This is a genomic window from Massilia oculi (assembly GCF_003143515.1).
GTDB lineage: Bacteria > Pseudomonadota > Gammaproteobacteria > Burkholderiales > Burkholderiaceae_D > Telluria > Telluria oculi.
In genome coordinates, this window is the sequence record NZ_CP029343.1 from 4,605,220 (window position 1) to 4,622,254 (window position 17,035).

Annotated in this window: 18 protein-coding genes; 8 read left to right on the forward strand and 10 right to left on the reverse strand. The window is 66.1% G+C overall.

Translation table 11 applies throughout. From position 1 onward, the window contains the following. The first annotated feature begins 94 nt into the window (after window positions 1-94). From rnk to gluQRS, 3 genes are all read left to right on the forward strand, one after another. Entirely contained in the window at window positions 95-502 is a 408-nt protein-coding gene (gene rnk, locus DIR46_RS20770; protein ID WP_109346939.1) for a nucleoside diphosphate kinase regulator, read from the forward strand. A gap of 80 nt (window positions 503-582) precedes the next feature. Beyond that, window positions 583-1,074, forward strand: coding sequence for a nuclear transport factor 2 family protein (locus DIR46_RS20775; protein ID WP_109346940.1), 492 nt, complete (start codon window positions 583-585; stop codon window positions 1,072-1,074). 64 nt (window positions 1,075-1,138) lie between these two features. Then, window positions 1,139-2,068 (forward strand): tRNA glutamyl-Q(34) synthetase GluQRS, encoded by a 930-nt coding sequence (gene gluQRS, locus DIR46_RS20780; protein WP_109346941.1) that lies wholly within the window; start codon window positions 1,139-1,141, stop codon window positions 2,066-2,068. A 20-nt stretch (window positions 2,069-2,088) separates the two neighbouring features. On the opposite strand, the gene DIR46_RS20785 is transcribed toward gluQRS, so the two are convergent. The 5 genes from DIR46_RS20785 to DIR46_RS20805 all read right to left on the reverse strand — a co-directional run bounded on the left by DIR46_RS20785 (window position 2,089) and on the right by DIR46_RS20805 (window position 5,386). After that, on the reverse strand, window positions 2,089-2,553 hold the full coding sequence (locus DIR46_RS20785) for a DUF421 domain-containing protein (RefSeq protein ID WP_109346942.1): 465 nt from the start codon (window positions 2,551-2,553) through the stop codon (window positions 2,089-2,091). Window positions 2,554-2,615: 62 nt separating this feature from the next. Then, complete coding sequence (locus DIR46_RS20790) at window positions 2,616-2,789, reverse strand: oxidoreductase-like domain-containing protein (protein WP_109348098.1); 174 nt, start codon at window positions 2,787-2,789, stop codon at window positions 2,616-2,618. Between the two features lie 41 nt (window positions 2,790-2,830). Then, on the reverse strand, window positions 2,831-3,163 hold the full coding sequence (locus tag DIR46_RS27405) for a hypothetical protein (RefSeq protein ID WP_229446341.1): 333 nt from the start codon (window positions 3,161-3,163) through the stop codon (window positions 2,831-2,833). Between the two features lie 67 nt (window positions 3,164-3,230). After that, the gene (locus tag DIR46_RS20800) at window positions 3,231-3,893 is read right to left on the reverse strand and encodes a response regulator (protein WP_109346943.1); all 663 of its coding nucleotides are present in this window, start codon (window positions 3,891-3,893) and stop codon (window positions 3,231-3,233) included. Further along, the gene (locus tag DIR46_RS20805) at window positions 3,890-5,386 is read right to left on the reverse strand and encodes an ATP-binding protein (protein WP_205289015.1); all 1,497 of its coding nucleotides are present in this window, start codon (window positions 5,384-5,386) and stop codon (window positions 3,890-3,892) included. Before DIR46_RS20805 ends, DIR46_RS20800 begins: the two co-directional genes overlap by 4 nt. A 261-nt stretch (window positions 5,387-5,647) precedes the next feature. On the opposite strand from DIR46_RS20805, the gene DIR46_RS20815 reads away from it, so the two are divergent. After that, window positions 5,648-5,992: a KGG domain-containing protein gene (locus DIR46_RS20815; RefSeq protein WP_109346945.1), complete on the forward strand. Its 345-nt coding sequence runs from the start codon at window positions 5,648-5,650 to the stop codon at window positions 5,990-5,992. Window positions 5,993-6,051: 59 nt separating this feature from the next. On the opposite strand, the gene DIR46_RS20820 is transcribed toward DIR46_RS20815, so the two are convergent. From DIR46_RS20820 to DIR46_RS20840, 5 genes are read right to left on the reverse strand one after another with little or no spacing between them, the layout of a single operon-like run. Continuing rightward, a complete protein-coding gene (locus tag DIR46_RS20820; protein ID WP_109346946.1) occupies window positions 6,052-7,395 on the reverse strand; it encodes a sulfite reductase subunit alpha in 1,344 nt (447 codons plus the stop codon). Further along, window positions 7,392-8,402 (reverse strand): FAD:protein FMN transferase, encoded by a 1,011-nt coding sequence (locus tag DIR46_RS20825; RefSeq protein WP_205289016.1) that lies wholly within the window; start codon window positions 8,400-8,402, stop codon window positions 7,392-7,394. Before DIR46_RS20825 ends, DIR46_RS20820 begins: the two co-directional genes overlap by 4 nt. A 5-nt stretch (window positions 8,403-8,407) precedes the next feature. Further along, window positions 8,408-9,223, reverse strand: coding sequence for a DUF4198 domain-containing protein (locus DIR46_RS20830; protein ID WP_109346947.1), 816 nt, complete (start codon window positions 9,221-9,223; stop codon window positions 8,408-8,410). Between the two features lie 24 nt (window positions 9,224-9,247). Continuing rightward, window positions 9,248-9,760: a DUF2271 domain-containing protein gene (locus tag DIR46_RS20835; protein ID WP_109346948.1), complete on the reverse strand. Its 513-nt coding sequence runs from the start codon at window positions 9,758-9,760 to the stop codon at window positions 9,248-9,250. Between the two features lie 25 nt (window positions 9,761-9,785). Next, on the reverse strand, window positions 9,786-10,457 hold the full coding sequence (locus DIR46_RS20840; RefSeq protein ID WP_109346949.1) for a PepSY-associated TM helix domain-containing protein: 672 nt from the start codon (window positions 10,455-10,457) through the stop codon (window positions 9,786-9,788). A 321-nt stretch (window positions 10,458-10,778) separates the two neighbouring features. Here DIR46_RS20840 and DIR46_RS20845 point away from each other — a divergent pair, with 321 nt between their 5' ends. The 4 genes from DIR46_RS20845 (at window position 10,779) to lpdA (ending at window position 16,889) form a co-directional block, all read left to right on the forward strand. Continuing rightward, window positions 10,779-13,634: a 2-oxoglutarate dehydrogenase E1 component gene (locus DIR46_RS20845; RefSeq protein ID WP_109346950.1), complete on the forward strand. Its 2,856-nt coding sequence runs from the start codon at window positions 10,779-10,781 to the stop codon at window positions 13,632-13,634. 123 nt (window positions 13,635-13,757) lie between these two features. Beyond that, entirely contained in the window at window positions 13,758-15,023 is a 1,266-nt protein-coding gene (gene odhB, locus DIR46_RS20850) for a 2-oxoglutarate dehydrogenase complex dihydrolipoyllysine-residue succinyltransferase (RefSeq protein WP_109346951.1), read from the forward strand. Between the two features lie 60 nt (window positions 15,024-15,083). Then, window positions 15,084-15,437 carry a PspC domain-containing protein gene (locus tag DIR46_RS20855; protein WP_109346952.1) on the forward strand — a complete coding sequence of 118 codons (354 nt, stop codon included), beginning with the start codon at window positions 15,084-15,086 and terminating at the stop codon, window positions 15,435-15,437. Between the two features lie 15 nt (window positions 15,438-15,452). After that, window positions 15,453-16,889 (forward strand): dihydrolipoyl dehydrogenase, encoded by a 1,437-nt coding sequence (gene lpdA, locus DIR46_RS20860; protein WP_109346953.1) that lies wholly within the window; start codon window positions 15,453-15,455, stop codon window positions 16,887-16,889. Window positions 16,890-17,035 lie beyond the last annotated feature (146 nt).

The following is a 17,035-nucleotide window of genomic DNA, read 5'->3' on the forward strand; positions in this document are numbered from 1 at the left end:
TCCCGGGCCGCTCCATCGCACCGCAACGCCGCGCCGACAGCCTGGCGCTGCCATCTAGTCACTGGCTGCATCCAGCCATCTCGTGGAGAAAATAATGAAACCATCCATCGTCGTATCCTGGCTCGACCTCGAGCGTCTCGAACGCATCCTTGACCGCCTTCCCGCCGCGCAAGCCAATGCGCGCGACGCCCTGCTGAGCGAACTCGGGCGTGCTGAAATGGTCGAGCCGTGGGACATGCCGCCCGACGTCGTCACCATGAATTCGCGCGTGCGCTTCCGCTTCGCCGGCTCCGACGAAGACGTCACCATGACCCTCAGCTATCCGAAGGACATGAAGGACAGCGGCGAGCAATTGTCCGTGCTGACGCCGGTCGGCACGGCCCTGCTGGGCCTGCGCGTCGGCGCCAGCATCACCTGGCAACGCCCGGGCGGCGGCACCTTCGAGGCCACCGTGCTGGACATCGACTACCAGCCGGAGCGGGCAGGGGAGCTGCACCGATAGCAGGAGCCGAGCGTGGTGTGTTGTTCGCACATTTGCATGTGTACAATAACTGCGCTCACACTCTATCGAAGGGACTTTTCGTGAAACGCTTCCTGACCGCCTGCTTGCTGTGCCTGGGCCTGATTGGCGCCGCCAATGCCGCCACCGATGCCGAACTGACGAAGCAGGTCAATGCCTTCGTCGACGGATGGCATGACGACGCAGCCAATACGCGGATGGCCTATTTCGACAAGATCGCCAAGGACGGTGTCTATATCGGCACCGACCGCAGCGAGCTGTGGACCCGCGACGAATTCACGGCCTGGTCGAAGAAGTACTTCGATGCCGGGTCGGCCTGGACTTTCAAGGCGACCCGCCGTAACGTCTATGCGTCCGCCGACAAGTCGCTGATCTGGTTCGACGAATTGCTCGACACAAAGAACATGGGTCACGCGATGGCGAGCGGCGTGATACGCAAGACGCCGAAGGGTTTCGAGATCGTCCATTACCAGCTGTCGCTGGCGGTGCCGAACGAGGTGATCGACCAGGTCACCGGCATCATCGCCGGGCACGAAAAGAAGGCCAAGAAATAAGCCAGTGAGCCAACCCTCAGTGAGCCAACCCTCAGTGAGCCAACCCTCAGTGAGCCAACCCTCAGTGAGCCAACCCTATATCGGCCGCTTCGCCCCATCGCCCACCGGCCCGCTGCACGCCGGTTCGTTGGTGGCGGCGCTGGCCAGCTACCTCGACGCGCGCTGGCACCAGGGCGTCTGGCTGGTGCGCATCGAAGACATCGACGAAGGCCGCAGCGTGGCCGGCGCCGCCGAGGGCATTCTTGCGCTGCTGGATGCGCTGGGCATGCATGCCGACGGCGAGATCGTCTGGCAGAGCCGGCGCAAGGACCTGTACCAGGCGGCGGCGGAGCGCATCCAGCCAGATACCTATCCCTGCGGCTGCAACCGGCGCGAGATCGCCGATTCGCGCCTGGGCTTCGCACCCGACGGCGCGGCCATCTATGCCGGCACCTGCCGCCATGGCCTGGGACCGGGCCGCGGCATGCGCAGCCTGCGCGTGCGCGTGCCCGAGGCCGGCCTTGATGAGATCACCTTCGTCGACCGCTTCGCGGGCACGGTCACGCAGCACCTGGCGCGCGACTCGGGCGACTTCCTCCTGAAGCGCGCCGACGGCTTCTGGGCCTACCAGCTGGCGGTGGTGGTGGACGATGCCGAGCAGGGCGTGACCGACGTCGTGCGCGGCGCCGACCTGCTCGATTCGACGCCGCGCCAGATATTCCTGCAGCGCCTGCTGGGCGTGCCGACGCCGCGCTACCTGCACGTGCCGGTGGTGCGCAACGAGAACGGCGAGAAACTGTCGAAGCAGACTGGCGCGCTGGCGGTGACGGCGGGGGACGAACCCGCCGCCGTCGCCGCGCTGCTGGCATCGGCCCGCTTCCTCGATCTCGACCTTGACATGACCAGCGCGCCGCCGCATACGCGCGACGCCTTCTGGCAGGCTGCAATCCCCGCCTGGGGCCGTCTGCTGGCGCGCCGCGCCGCCGGGCAATCCCGGCAATCAGAGCAAAGGTAAGGCGGAAAGTCGTCGCCGATTCACTGAGGCTGACGCAGGATGCTGATCTGCCCGTCCGCTTCGAGGAAGGCGCATTTCATGTCCGGACGGGGGCAGTCGGCCTCGCGCAGCGCCACTTCGACGTCGCTGTCGGAGAGACGGCAGCGTTTCATGACCTTGTCGAAGAACACGCCGTCGCGGCCGATTAAAACGGGGCTGCCCTCGATGAGCTCCTCGAACTTCTTGCTGCGTGAAGTGACGAAGGCGAACAGCACGGTCAGCGCGACCAGCGTCGCAGCGATGATCAGGCCACCGAACAGCGATTCGTCGCCGCCCGTCATCGAGTTGGAGACCGCCTCCGACAGCAGCATCACCACCAGCAGGTCGAACGGTGTGAACTGGCCCACGGTGCGGCGGCCGGACAGGCGCATCATGATGAGCAGCGCGCAATACACGATGGCGCCACGTGCAATCAGTTCCCACCATGGAAGATCGAGACCAAACATGAGCCCTCCGCAGGCATGACACGGTTCAGCTCATTGTAATCAATCTATTAACATTGCGACTTTCAGTTGGCCGGCCCTTGCGCCGCTTCCCACGCCGCGAGTGCGGCTTCATGGCGCGCCAGCGCGTCCTCGTACAGGTCGAACACGCAGGGCACGCAGCCGCTGCGGCAGCAATCGTCGAGGTCGGGCGCGACGGGCGGTTCAGGGCGGGGGCTGGTCGGGGCGGGTGACGTCATTTGCCCAGCATAGACGATGCCGGGCCTGGCGTCGACCGCGCTCAATCCGCGCGATGGTAGCTGCGCAGGTGAAACACCATCTTGCCGCCCTCGTTCTCGCACACGCCGCCCATGCCTTCGCCGGGACGCATGGTCAGGTTCAGCCGGGCGCCGTCCTGCTTGCCCTCGCAGGCGGCGTGGAAGGCAGCGGGAATCTCGGGCAGGTCGATTTCCGGCGGCGCCGGCGGTGCGGGTGGAGCGGGAGGCGGAGGCGGCACTGGCGGCTTGGGGCACTTGCCGCGCGCCGCTTCGCACGCGTAGTGGATGCCGGCGTCGGCGGTGGTTGCGCCCAGCGCGAGCAGGGCGGCCAGGATCAGCGGGATGGTTCTTTGCATGGTTTTTCTCCTCGGTGGCGATGAGCACCATCGTGTATCCCGAATGTGGAGAAAAAATGGAGGTCAGTCAGAAATCGCAGCGATAACCGAGTCCATAAATCGAGCGGATCGGTTCCAGGCCTGGAGCGACGGCGTCGATCTTGCGCCGCAGGTTCTTGACGTGGCTGTCGATGGCGCGGTCGGTGGCGTCGAGGTGGTCGGCGCTTGCCGCGTCAAGCAATTGGGCGCGCGACAGCACCTGGCCGGGACGACGCGCGAGGGCGGCCAGGATCGCATACTCGCTTGGTGTCAGTTCGAGCGCCTGGCCGTGCAGTGCGACCCGGCGCGCAGTCTCGTCCAGGGCCAGCACAGGAGCAGCCTCCGGCATGCCGCTGCGGCGCAGGATGGCCTTGATGCGCGCCATCAGCTCGCGCGGGCTGAACGGCTTGCACAGGTAATCGTCGGCGCCCGTTTCCAGGCCCAGCAGGCGGTCGACTTCTTTCACCCGCGCCGTCACCATCACGATCGGTACGCTGGAGAAGGCGCGCACCGCGCGGCACAGGGCCAGGCCGTCCATTCCTGGCAGCATCAGATCGAGCACGACGAGGGCAGGCGGTGCGCGCCGGATCGCGGCCAGCGCCTGCGCACCGTCGCCGAACACGGCCGGTGCATAGCCCGCAGCCTGCGCGTAGTCGGCGATGACGGATGCCAGCTCGGGCTCGTCCTCGACGATCATGATGGCGGCGCTCATGTGTTTTTCTTTCCGTCCAAAGGGAGCGACATGGTCACGCGCAGGCCGCCAAGCGGTGAATGGGCGAAGGCGAGCGCGGCGCCCTGCGCCTCCAGCAGTTGCCGGCACAGGGCCAGCCCGAGTCCGGCGCCGCCATGTTCACGGCTGCGCGAGGCGTCGACGCGGTAGAAGCGCTCGGCCAGCCGGGCCAGCGCTTCGTCCGGCACGCCGGGCGCGCTGTCATCGAGCAGCAGGTGAAGGCGGCCGCAGTCGGCATGCGCCATGAGGCGCACCGCGCCACCAGCCGCGGTATAGCGCAGGCTGTTCTCGAACAGGTTGGCGAATACCTGGCGCATGCGGTCCGGGTCGGCCGGCACCCGCGACTCCGTGGGCGCAGCGGCAAGGTCGAGCGCAATCCCGGCCGCCTGGAAACGCGCGGCGAAGGCGCCGGCCTCGCTGGCCGCCAGCGCCCACAGGTCGAGCGCTTCGCGCCGGCATTCGAGTGCGCCGACGTCGGCGCGCGCCAGCGCGTACAGCTCGTCGATCAGCCTGGTCAGGGACCTCACCTGGCGTCCCATGGCGTCGATGGCTTCCGGCGTGGCCTGGCGCACGCCGTCCTGGATCGCTTCCAGCTGGGCGCGCAGCACGGCCAGCGGGGTGCGCAATTCGTGCGATGTATCTGCCACCCACTGGCGGCGCGCCGTTTCGGCGCCGTCGAGGCGCTCGGCCAGCACGTTGAAATGGCGTGCCAGCGCGCCCAGTTCGTCGCTGCGCGTGTCGGGCAGGCGCACGCCGTAGTCACCGGCGGCGAGCGTGGCGGCGCCGCGCGCGAGCTGGTCGATCGGATGCCGGAAGTGGCGCGCCAGCAGGATCGCGGCCACGGCGCTGAGCACGACGGCGACGGCGCCGATCAGCCACAGGCTGTGCTGCAGCTCGGACAGGAAGGCGTAGGCCATCGCATCGCTCGGCCGCGGGCTGCGCGCCACGCCGAGGTAGCCGACGGTGCGGCCGTCTACCTCGATCGGGCGCCGCGCCAGCGGCAGCGTGCCGGGCGGACGCCCGGCCAGGTAGCCGCCCGCGGCGTCGAGCAGGGTGGTGCGCGCGTGCAGGTCCTGGGTGACGCCGGTCGGCGCGGGTGGCGGCAGTGGGGGAAGCGGCGGCGCCGGTGGCGCGGGAGGGGCCGGGGCCGCCGGCATGGCAGGCGGAGCGGGCGGCGCCGGCGCGACCGGCATCACCGGCGCGACGACACGGCTCGTCTGCAGGCGCGCCAGTTCCTGTGTGATCCAGCCGCGCCGCGCGTCGCCGCCAGGCACGAAACGCCAGCCGCCATGCTCCCGGTACTGGCGCGCCACGGCGTTCGACAAGCCGTCCAGCCGGTCGAGTTCGATGCCGACGGCGTAGTCGCCGAAACTGCCCAGGACCTTGTGCCGAAGTAATAAAACACCTGCGCCGGCCACAGTGAGAATGGCGAGCAGGACGGCGATGAACAGACGGTGTCCGATGCCGATTTTCATATCGCCGCAAAGAGAGATGGATGGCTCGACGTAGCCAGTCTTTCCCGCAACGCTGCCATTTTAATCATTATCATTCTACAAACTGGCAAATTCATATCTGCTTTTTCTTTCAGTATGCCAGTCCAGACGCATCAGCCAGTGGGGCGGCGTCCTACAGGATCACTGCCGGTTTTTGGTGTTCAGCGCGCTTTCAGGTGGCTACGATGGAGTTCTTCGAGTCAGCACCGCTGACATTTTGTTCACGATGAAACGGAGTCAATCATGGCAAACAATTCGCGTAACAACAACCCACAGGGCAACAACCAGCACTCGCAGCAAGGCAATAGCCAGAGCGGCAACCAGGGTAACCAGGGTAGCGGCAAGCAGGGTTTCGCATCGATGGATCCGGAGCGCCAGCGTGAGATCGCCAGCCAGGGCGGCCGTGCGTCGCATGGGTCGAGCAACCGGCAGAGCGGCAACAACCAGGGTAGCCAGCAGAGCAACCTGGACCAGGGCAGCCAGCAAAGCGGCCGTAGCCAGGGCAGCCAGCAGAAGGGCGTCCAGGGCGGCACGCCGGAGCAGCACGCCGAAGCAGGGCGTCAAAGCCACAAGAACGACAAGCGCTGACGCTGTCGTCATGCAGTACAGTTGATCGATACCGCCGGCATTGCCGGCGGTTTGTCTGTCTAGTACACGTCGCGCCGATAGCGCCCGTCGCCCATCATGGCCTCGACCGTATCGAGTCCGAGCGCCGACACGAGCGCATCGTGCACGCCGCCGGCCATGCCTTGCAGGCTGCCGCAGACATAGATTGCCGCGCCATCCGCGACCCAGCGGCGCAGTTCTTCCTGGTGCACCTCCACCAGATGCTGCACGTAGCGGGCCTGGCCCCCGTCGCGAGAAAACGCCAGATCGAGCCGCGCCAGCACGCCGCCATCACGCCATGCTTCCAGTTCCTCGCGGCATAGATAGTCGTGGGCCGCATTGCGCTCGCCGAACAGCAGCCAGTTGCGCTCCGTGCCGGCATCGATGCGCGCCTTGAGCAGCGACCGCAGGCCCGCCAGGCCGCTCCCGTTGCCGATCGCGATCAGGGGCCGTCCCGCATTCTCACCCAGCCGGAAACGCGCATGGGCGCGCACGCGCAGGCGGATCGTGTCGTCCGGGTGCGCGCACGCGCACAGCCAGCCGGACGCCGCGCCCGGCGTGCCGTCCTCGCGCGTCTGCAAACGCACCAGCAGTTCGAGCCGGCCTTCGCCCGGCACCGAAGCGATCGAGTACTCGCGCGGATGGTCCGGGTCGAGCGGCGCGCTGACCTGGGCCAGGTCGCCTGCCTCCCACGCGGGCAGCAGGCCATCGCGCGGCACCAGGCCGATACGGTACAGCGGCGCGCCGGCGCTGCCGGGGTTCAGCCGGATGCGGCTGGCGATGCGCCATTCGCCGTAGGCCGGCGCTTCCCAGTCCGGCGCATCGCTGGTGCCGGCCAGGTGGCTCAGGTGGTGCTGCCAGGCGGCCAGCGCTTCGGGCGCGCCGCGGTCGACGTCGATCCGGTCGAACAGCGGCGTGGCGCCGCGCTCGCGCAGCCAGGCATCCAGCGCGCGGCCGAAGCCGCAGTAATTGGCATACGTCGCGTCCCCCAGCGCCAGCACGCCATAGTGCAGCTGCGACAGGTCGAGCGCTTCGCCCATCGTCCGGCCGGCGAAGCGCGCGCCGGTATCCGGCGCATCGCCTTCGCCATAGGTGCTGCAGATGAACAGCACGCGCGAGGCGGCGGCCAGCTGCGCGGCGTCCACGGTCGACATGCAGGCGGCGCGTGCATCGAGGCCGCCCAGGGCCAGGGTGGCGGCGGTGCGTTCGGCCAGGAATTCGGCGCTGCCGGTCTGGCTGGCGTGGACCACGAGCCAGTCGGCCGCGCCGCCGGTGGCACTGGTGCGCGCCAGGCGGCTGCGCCAGATGCCGAGGCACATGGCGAGATAGGCGCCGGACAGCGCGAGGGCGCCGCCCCAGCGCAGGGGTTCGATCGTCAACATCATTGCAATAAGGCGCGCCAGGCGCCGGACGTCGTCTCGAGCAGGCCGCCCGGTGCGCGCACCAGGAAGCGCGCCGCGATGCCGCGCGCCTCGGCGAAGGCGAGGCCGTCGCCGGGACCCAGCACGGTGAGCGCGGTGGACAGGGCATCGGCCGCCATGCAGGTGGACGCCAGCACGGTCACCGAGGCGACGCCGCCCGCAACCGGGTAGCCGCTGCGCGGATCGAGGGTGTGCGCGGCGCGCCGCGCGCCGTGTTGAAAGTAGCGGCGGTAGTCGCCCGAGGTGGCGATCGCCAGCCCGTGCAGGGCGACCACGGCCTGGGTGGCCGAGCCGTCGGCATCCGGCACCCCTTCGATCTCCACCCACCACGGCTCGCCATTGGCCTTGGCGCCGGCGCCGCGCAGCTCGCCGCCGGCCTCGACCACGTAATGGCGCACGCTGCGCTGCTCCAGGCAGCGCGCCATGCAGTCGACCGCATAGCCCTTGGCGACGGAAGAAAGATCGAGGAGGGCGCCGCCCGGCTGCAACAGGCGGCGCGTGGCGCGGTCGAGTACCGGTTGACTGGCGCCGCGTTGCGCCAGCGCGGCGCCGATCGCGGCCGCGTCAGGGGCGTAGAAGCCGGCCTGGTCGTAGCGCCGGGTGGCGCCGAAGCCCCACAGGTTCACCAGCTGCCCTCCGGCCGGATCGTAGGCGCCGCCGCTGTCTTCGTGCACCCGCAGCGCGTAGTCGGCGACCTCGAAGAATTGCGGCGGCAGCGCATGCCAGCTGCCAGCCGGGGCGCCGTTATAGCGCGACAGCACGGAGTCGGGCTCCCAGTGGCTCATCTGCGCGACGATCTCGTCCAACTCACGCTGCAGGGCCAGCGTCAGGGCGGCGCCGTCGGCGCCGGGCGGCAGCATCAGCCGCGCCGACCAGCTGGTGCCCATCGCGGCGCCGGCAGCCGTGTACAAGGTGCTGCCGCCGGGTGGCAACGCCATGTCGACTTCCAGCGGAACGAGAACGTCGCGCATCGTACTTATTGCGGCAGGACTTCGAGCGTGGCCGCGTAGCTGTAGCGCTTGGCGCCCGGCTGCGGTTTGCCCTCGCCGAACGGGAAGCCGGCGCTGAGCCAGTACATATTCGCCGCCGGAACGGTGAACGAGGCTTCACCCTTGGCGTCGGTGGTCAAGCGCTGCTCGCCCGAGGAGCCGCGGTATTTGACGGTGCCCTGCACGATGCTGAACGGCAGGTTGGCGACCGGCTTGCCGTCGAGGTGGAAGCGCACGCGGATCGGCTCGCCGACGCGCAGGTCGGACGGGTTGGTCAGCGGGATCATTTCCAGGCCTTCGCCGACCGGCTTCAGGGCCGTGTCGCTGAGCTTGTTGGCCGAGACGAAGGTCTCGTTGCGCGAGTGGACGGCGGTGGTCTGCACCTCGGTGGCGCCGGCGGGGATCGCCACCGCCGGGCTGCCGGCGGCGCCGCGGAAGCGCTTGGTCTCGCTGTTCAGCTTGTAGCTGCCCGTCAGGTTATTGTTGACGATCGCCAGGCGATAGGTGCCGTCCTTCGGCAGGCGCAGGTCCAGCGTGCTGCGGTACTTGCCGACCACGGCGCCTTCGGCCCTGGCTTGCACGCCGTCCGGATCGGTGATCACCAGGTTGTCCAGGCGCAGCGGGTGGTGGTTGAACTCGAACACTTCGTTCGAGATCGCGGCATCGATCGTGACCCAGGCTTCCTTCGAATCGACCATGGCGGTGTTCGGCAGGATCCAGGCGCGGTGGGCCTGGGCCGTCATTGAGGCGCCGGCGAGCATCAGGCCGACGATGGCGGCCTTGTAGAATGTGTTCTGTTGCATGGGGTTCTCCTGATTGTCTTGTCGTTATTGGATCTGGAGCGACACGGCGCCCAGCTCTTCCTTGCCCGCCGCGTTCGCCGCCAGCTTGCCCTTGCCCGTCCAGGTGAACGGCACCTTGACCACTTCGCGTCCGCCCGCCTCGCGCGCCGCTTCCACCACCAGCTTGTAGTCGCCGGCCGCCAGCTTGTCGATGCCGAATCTGGCGCCGCCGAACTTCATGGTGTGGGTGCCGGGCGCGCGGGTGGCGCCGCTGACGCCGTCGATCGGCAGGGTGGCGTCGCGGCCCGCCTTGCGCCACCAGGTGCGCAAGTCCTTGACCCATTTCTCGCCGCCCTTGTCCTTCATCTTGAGGTCGTACAGCACGGCCAGGTTGGAAGCGACGTTCTGGTCGGCATTCTCGATCCAGATCGCCACATAGGGCTTGTGGTATTCGGCCACGTTCAGCTGCGGCAGGTCGAACTTGACGGACAGGTCGGCGCCCATGGCCCAGCCGGATGCGAGCGGGAGGGTGAGGGCGAGCGAATGGGACAGTTTCATTCTTGGTCTTCTCTCGGTTGATGGATCAGTGGACGAACAGGAGGGCCAGCACGATCGGCAGCACGATGCCGAATCCGACCACTGGCCAGGTCGACGGCCGTTTGGCCGCGTGGTACTTCAGGATCAAAAAGCCGGTAATGCAGAACACCACGCAGGCGATGGCGAAGATGTCGATGAACCAGCTCCACACCGCGCCCGTGTTGCGGCCCTTGTGCATATCGTTGAGCCACGAGATCCAGCCGCGGTCGGTCTTCTCGAATTCGGCGCTGCCGTCGACGGCGATGCGCAGCCAGGCGTCGCCGCCGGGGCGGGGCAGGGCGACGTAGGCGTCCTCTTCGCTCCATTCGGCGCGCTTGCCGCGCACGTCGACCGGGAAGGCGGCATTGGTCCAGTCCGCGATCTCGCTCGGCAGCGGCACTTCGGCGTCGGCGTGGTCTTCGGCATAGGCCTGCAACTGGGCCCGCAGCGGCTCGGGGAGCGTCGCCTTCAGGCGCGTGACGACGGGCCTGGCCTCGATCAGGGTGGCATTGTTCAGGGTCAGTCCGGTAAAGCTGAACAGCAGCATGGCCATCAGGCAGATGGCCGAACTGATCCAATGCCACTGGTGCAGCTGCTTGAGCCACATGGCGCGGCTGGCGCCGGGCAGGGCGCTTTCAGTCGCGGATTTGTTCTTGAGAGGAGTTGCAGTAGAAGACATCCATAAATGATAACGATTATCATTTACATGGTCAACTCGGCAATGTGTTCATCGGCACGATGAATGCCAAAAGTGCGACACAGAGAAACACATTTTGTAATAAATAATTTCTTGGACCAGGGTCTGCCTTGGTCAAGATCATGCGTTACAATAATGTGCGCAAATTGGCAGGATTTTGCACACGTATTTTGGTACCGAACAGTCCTTCCCCCACAACTTGATGTCTTGAAGTGCAATCCGCTAACCGGTCAGGCCGTGTCGCGGAAGGTTTTAAACAACCCGCCCAAACCTCGCGAAGCGCGAAAAGAAAGGTGAGCAAGAATGATGCAACAATATAACGCCAACTCCTACCTGTTCGGCGGCAATGCCCCGTACGTGGAAGAGTTGTACGAGGCCTATCTGGACAATCCGACGGCGGTGCCCGAAAACTGGCGCGCCTACTTCGACCAGATGCAACACGTGCCGGCAGTCGACGGCTCGAACCGCCCCGACGTGGTGCACTCCTCGGTGGTGGCCTCGTTCGCGGAACGCGCCAAGCAGGGCCCGATCCGTACCGTCGTCGCTTCGGCCGACTCCGAACTGGGCCGCAAGCGCGTCGCCGTCACCCAGATCACCGCCGCCTACCGCTACCTCGGATCGCGCTGGGCCAACCTCGACCCGCTGCAGCGCCAGGAACGCCCACCCCTCCCAGAGCTCGACCCCGCCTTCTACGGCTTCACCGAAGCCGATCTCGACACCGTTTTCAATATCAGCAACACCTATTTCGGTCAGGAAACCGCGCCGCTGCGCGACATCCTGAACATGTTGCGTGATACCTATACCCGTTCGATCGGCGCCGAGTTCATGTACATCAGCGATCCGACCGAAAAGCGCTGGCTGCAAGAGCGCCTGGAATCGATCCGCTCGACCCCGACCTTCAGCGCCGAGAAGAAGAAGCACATCCTCGAGCGCCTGACCGCGGCCGAAGGCCTGGAGCGCTACCTGCACACCAAGTACGTCGGCGCCAAGCGTTTCTCGCTGGAAGGCGGCGAATCGTTCATCGCCTCGATCGACGAAGTGATCCAGCGCGCTGGTGAAAAAGGCATCCAGGAAATCGTGATCGGCATGGCCCACCGCGGCCGCCTGAACGTGCTGGTCAACACTCTGGGCAAGAGCCCGGCTGACCTGTTCGAAGAATTCGAAGGCAAGCATGCCGACGACCTGCCGGCAGGCGACGTGAAATACCACCAGGGCTTCTCGAGCGACATCTCGACCCCGGGCGGTCCGGTCCACCTGTCGCTGGCGTTTAATCCTTCTCACCTCGAGATCGTCAACCCGGTCGTCGAAGGCTCGGTCAAGGCGCGCATGATGCGTCGCGGCGACAAGAAGGGCAAGGAAGTGCTGCCGATCCTGGTGCACGGCGACGCTGCGTTCGCCGGCCAGGGCGTGGTCATGGAAACCCTGAACCTGGCGCAGACCCGCGGCTACGGCACCGGCGGCACCGTCCACATCGTCATCAACAACCAGATCGGCTTCACCACGTCGGATCCGCGCGACGCGCGCTCGACCCTGTACTGCTCGGACGTCGTCAAGATGATCGAAGCGCCGGTGCTGCACGTGAACGCCGACGATCCTGAAGCCGTCGTGCTGGCCAGCCAGATCGCCCTCGACTACCGCGCCGAGTTCGGCAAGGACGTCGTGGTCGACATCATCTGCTACCGCAAACTGGGCCACAACGAGCAGGACACCCCAGCGCTGACCCAGCCGCTGATGTACAAGAAGATCGCCAAGCACCCGGGCACCCGCAAGCTGTACGCCGAGAAGCTGGCCGCGCAGGGCACGATCGAAGCCGACGGCGGCGACAAGCTGGTCGCGGCCTACCGCGACGCCATGGACGCCGGCAAGCACACGGTCGATCCGGTGCTGACCAACTTCAAGGGCAAGTACGCCGTCGACTGGGCGCCGTTCCTGAACAAGAAGTGGACCGACGCCGCCGACACCGCCGTGCCGGTCACCGAACTGAAGCGCCTGGCCGAACGCATCACCAAGGTCCCTGAAGGTTTCAAGCCGCACTCGCTGGTCGACAAGGTGCTGGCCGACCGCGCCGCCATGGGCCGCGGGGAGATGAACCTCGACTGGGGCATGGGCGAGCACCTGGCCTTCGCCTCGCTGCTGGCGTCGGGCTACGCGATCCGCCTGTCGGGCCAGGATGCCGGCCGCGGCACCTTCGTGCACCGCCACGCCGTGCTGCACGACCAGAACCGCGAGCGCTGGGACCAGGGCATCTACCTGCCACTGGCCAATGTCTCCGACAATCAGGCCGACTTCACCGTGATCGACTCGGTGCTGTCCGAAGAAGCAGTGCTGGGCTTCGAATACGGCTTCTCGACCGCCGAGCCGAACACCCTGACCATCTGGGAAGCCCAGTTCGGCGACTTCGTCAACGGCGCGCAAGTCGTCATCGACCAGTTCATCGCCTCGGGCGAAGTGAAATGGGGCCGCGCCTCGGGCCTGGTCATGATGCTGCCGCACGGCTACGAAGGCCAGGGTCCGGAGCACTCGTCGGCCCGTATCGAGCGCTTCCTGCAACTGTGCGCCGACAACAATATGCAAGTGGTCCAGCCGACCACGGCTGCCCAGATCTTCCACCTGCTGCGCCGCCAGATGGTGCGCCAGTTCAGGAAGCCATTGGTGATCTTCACGCCGAAGTCGCTGCTGCGTAACAAGGACGCCGGTTCGTCGCTGACCGACCTGACCAAGGGCGGCTTCCAGACCGTCATCGGCGAATGCGACGACAAGATCGACGCAGGCAAGGTCAAGCGCGTGATCGTGTGCTCGGGCAAGGTGTATTACGACCTGGTCAACGCACGCAAGGCACGCAGCAGCGCCGACACCGCGATCATCCGTATCGAGCAGATGTACCCGTTCCCGCACAAGTCGTTCGCCGCCGAACTCAAGAAGTTCCCGAACGCGACCGAGGTGGTGTGGGCGCAGGACGAGCCGCAGAACCAGGGTCCGTGGTTCCAGATCCAGCACAACATCTTCGAAGGCATGGAAGATGGCCAGCGCCTGGCCTACGCCGGTCGCGCCGCGTCGGCATCGCCGGCGGTGGGTTATGCGGACAAGCACATCGCACAGCAAAAAGAACTGCTGGAGACCGCGTTCTCGAAACTCAAGGGTTTCATCCTGACCAAATAAACCGTTGGGGCCGAACATTGCACGTTCGGCTCCTGACCAAATAATGGCCGGGTAAGTAAAACCACGCTCCCGCGTCTCGTGCGCGGGGGTACTTGCAAAGAATAATCACTGGAGTTTTAAAAAATGGCACAAATCGAAGTCAAGGTACCTGTTCTGTCGGAATCCGTTGCTGAAGCAACCCTGCTGTCGTGGCACAAGAAAGTCGGCGAATCCGTGTCGCGCGACGAAAACATGATCGACATCGAGACCGACAAGGTGGTCCTGGAACTGCCAGCGCCAAGCGCCGGCGTGATCGTGCAACTGCTGAAAGCCGACGGCGATACCGTCGTCGCGGGCGAAGTCATCGCAATCATCGATACCGAAGCATCGGCGCAGACCAGCCCGATCGCCGTCAAGGCCGTCCCATCGGCAGCGCCGAACGCATCGATCTCGGCCGCGCCTGCAGCCGCCCCGGCTGCAGACCAGTCGAAGGCCGGCGTCGCCATGCCGGCCGCCGCCAAGATCCTGGCCGACAACAATATGAGCGCGTCGAACGTCGAAGGCTCGGGCCGCGACGGCCGCGTGACCAAGGGCGACGCCCTGGCCGCCGTCGGCAACAAGCCGGCCGGCGCTGCGCCAGCCGCCGCGCCTGCTGCGCCGAAGGCCGCGCTGCAACAAGTCGCTGCTCCTGCACCGGCCAACCTGGGCGACCGCCCTGAAGAGCGCGTGCCGATGAGCCGCCTGCGCGCCCGTATCGCCGAGCGCCTGCTGCAATCGCAATCGACCAACGCCATCCTGACCACCTTCAACGAAGTGAACATGGCTCCGGTCATGGAGCTGCGTAACAAGTACAAGGACAAGTTCGAGAAAGAACACGGCGTCAAGCTGGGCTTCATGTCCTTCTTCGTCAAGGCCGCCGTTGCCGCGCTGAAGAAATACCCGATCCTGAACGCCTCGGTCGACGGCAACGACATCATCTACCACGGCTACTTCGACATCGGCATCGCCGTCGGTTCGCCACGTGGCCTGGTGGTGCCGATCCTGCGCAACGCCGACCAGATGTCGATCGCCGAAATCGAGAAGAAGATCGGTGAGTTCGGCCAGAAAGCCAAGGATGGCAAGCTGACCCTGGACGACCTGTCGGGCGGTACCTTCTCGATCTCGAACGGCGGCGTGTTCGGCTCGATGCTGTCGACCCCGATCATCAACCCACCGCAGTCGGCGATCCTGGGCGTGCACGCGACCAAGGACCGCGCCGTCGTCGAGAACGGCCAGATCGTCATCCGTCCGATGAACTACCTGGCGATGTCGTACGACCACCGCATCATCGACGGCCGCGAAGCCGTGCTGGGCCTGGTCGCGATGAAGGACGCGCTGGAAGATCCGGCCCGCCTGCTGCTGGACCTGTAATTCTCGTCACGTGCCGGCGCCGTCATGACGGCGCCGGCTTGCTGTTTGCCGGAGAACGCCATGTTGTCAGACGAAATCAAGCGGCTGCACGAGCTGCACCAGGCCGGCGCGCTGTCGGATGCCGAGTTCGAGCAGGCCAAGGCGCGCATCCTGTCGGGTGCGTCGACCGTCAGCCTCAGCAAGGAACCGCCAACCACCGAGCGGATTTCCTTCGACCAGCACCGCGACGACCTGTTGAGCGGCCTGCGCCGTTCGCGGCTCGACCGCTGGCTGGGCGGCGTGTGCGGCGGCCTGGCGCGCACCTACGGTCTCGAATCGTGGGTCTGGCGCCTGATCTTCGTGCTGTTCGTCCTGACGTTCGGCTTCGGCATCCTGATATACCTGCTGCTGTGGGTATTCATTCCGGAAGAATAAAAAGGAATCAAAGTAATGAGCGATAAACAATTTGACGTCGTCGTGATCGGCGGCGGTCCTGGCGGCTACATCGCCGCCATCCGCGCTGCCCAGCTGGGCTTCAAGACCGCCTGCATCGACGAGTGGAGCAACGCCGCCGGCAAGCCTGCCCCGGGCGGCACCTGCACCAACGTCGGCTGCATCCCGTCGAAAGCGCTGCTGCAATCGTCGGAGCACTTCGAGCACGCCGGCCACGCCTTCGCCGACCACGGCATCAAGGTGTCGGGCCTGGAACTCGACCTGGGCACCATGCTCAAGCGCAAGGACACCATCGTCAAGCAGAACAACGACGGCATCCTGTTCCTGTTCAAGAAGAACAAGGTCACCTTCTTCCACGGCCGCGGCGCCTTCGCCGGCAAGCTCGAGGCCGATGCGGGCTACACCATCAACGTTTCGGGCCCGACCACCGATACCATCACCGCGAAAAACGTGGTGGTGGCGACCGGTTCGAACGCACGCCAGCTGCCAGGCGCTGAATTCGACGAGAAGCTGATCCTGTCGAACACCGGCGCACTGGCGATCGACGCCGTGCCGGGCAAGCTCGGCGTGATCGGCGCCGGCGTCATCGGCCTGGAAATGGGCAGCGTGTGGCGCCGTGTCGGCGCCGACGTCACGGTGCTGGAAGGCCTGCCGACCTTCCTGGGCGCGGTCGACGAGCAGATCGCCAAGGAAGCCCACAAGCTGTTCACCAAGCAGGGCCTGAAGATCAACCTGGGCTGCAAGATCGGCGCGATCACCAAGGGCGCCAACGACGTCACCGTCGAATACGCCGATTCGACCGGCGCGGAACAGAAAGCGACTTTCGACCGCCTGATCATCTCGATCGGCCGCGTGCCGAACACCAACGGCCTCGGCATCGAGACCGTCGGCCTGCAGTTGGATGAGCGCGGCTTCGTGGTGGTCGACGACGAATGCCGCACCAGCCTGCCTGGCGTGTGGGCGGTGGGCGACGTCGTGCGCGGCCCGATGCTGGCGCACAAGGCCGAGGAAGAAGGCGTGGCGGTTGCCGAGCGCATCGCCGGCCAGCACGGCCACGTGAACTTCAACACCATCCCCTGGGTCATCTACACCTCGCCAGAGATTGCATGGGTCGGCAAGACCGAACAGCAGCTGAAGGCAGAAGGCGTGCAGTACAAGGCCGGCACCTTCCCGTTCATGGCCAACGGCCGTGCGCGCGCGCTGGGCGACACCTCGGGCATGGTCAAGTTCCTGGCCGATGCCACGACCGATGAAATCCTGGGCGTGCACATCGTCGGTCCGATGGCGTCCGAGCTGATCTCGGAAGCCGTGGTCGCGATGGAGTTCAAGGCCTCGTCGGAAGACATCGCCCGCATCTGCCACGCGCACCCGTCGCTGTCGGAAGCGACCAAGGAAGCCGCGCTGGCGGTGGACAAGCGTTCGCTTAATTTTTAAGTAGTAGCAATGTGGGGTGGACGGCTCTGCCGTCCACGCGTTCAACCAACGGCGCCGTGCCACTTGCGTGGCGATGGACGCACGGGTTGAACGCGTGGACGGGGACCCGTCCACCCTGCGTTTTTGGGCAACACTTAGCGGCAATG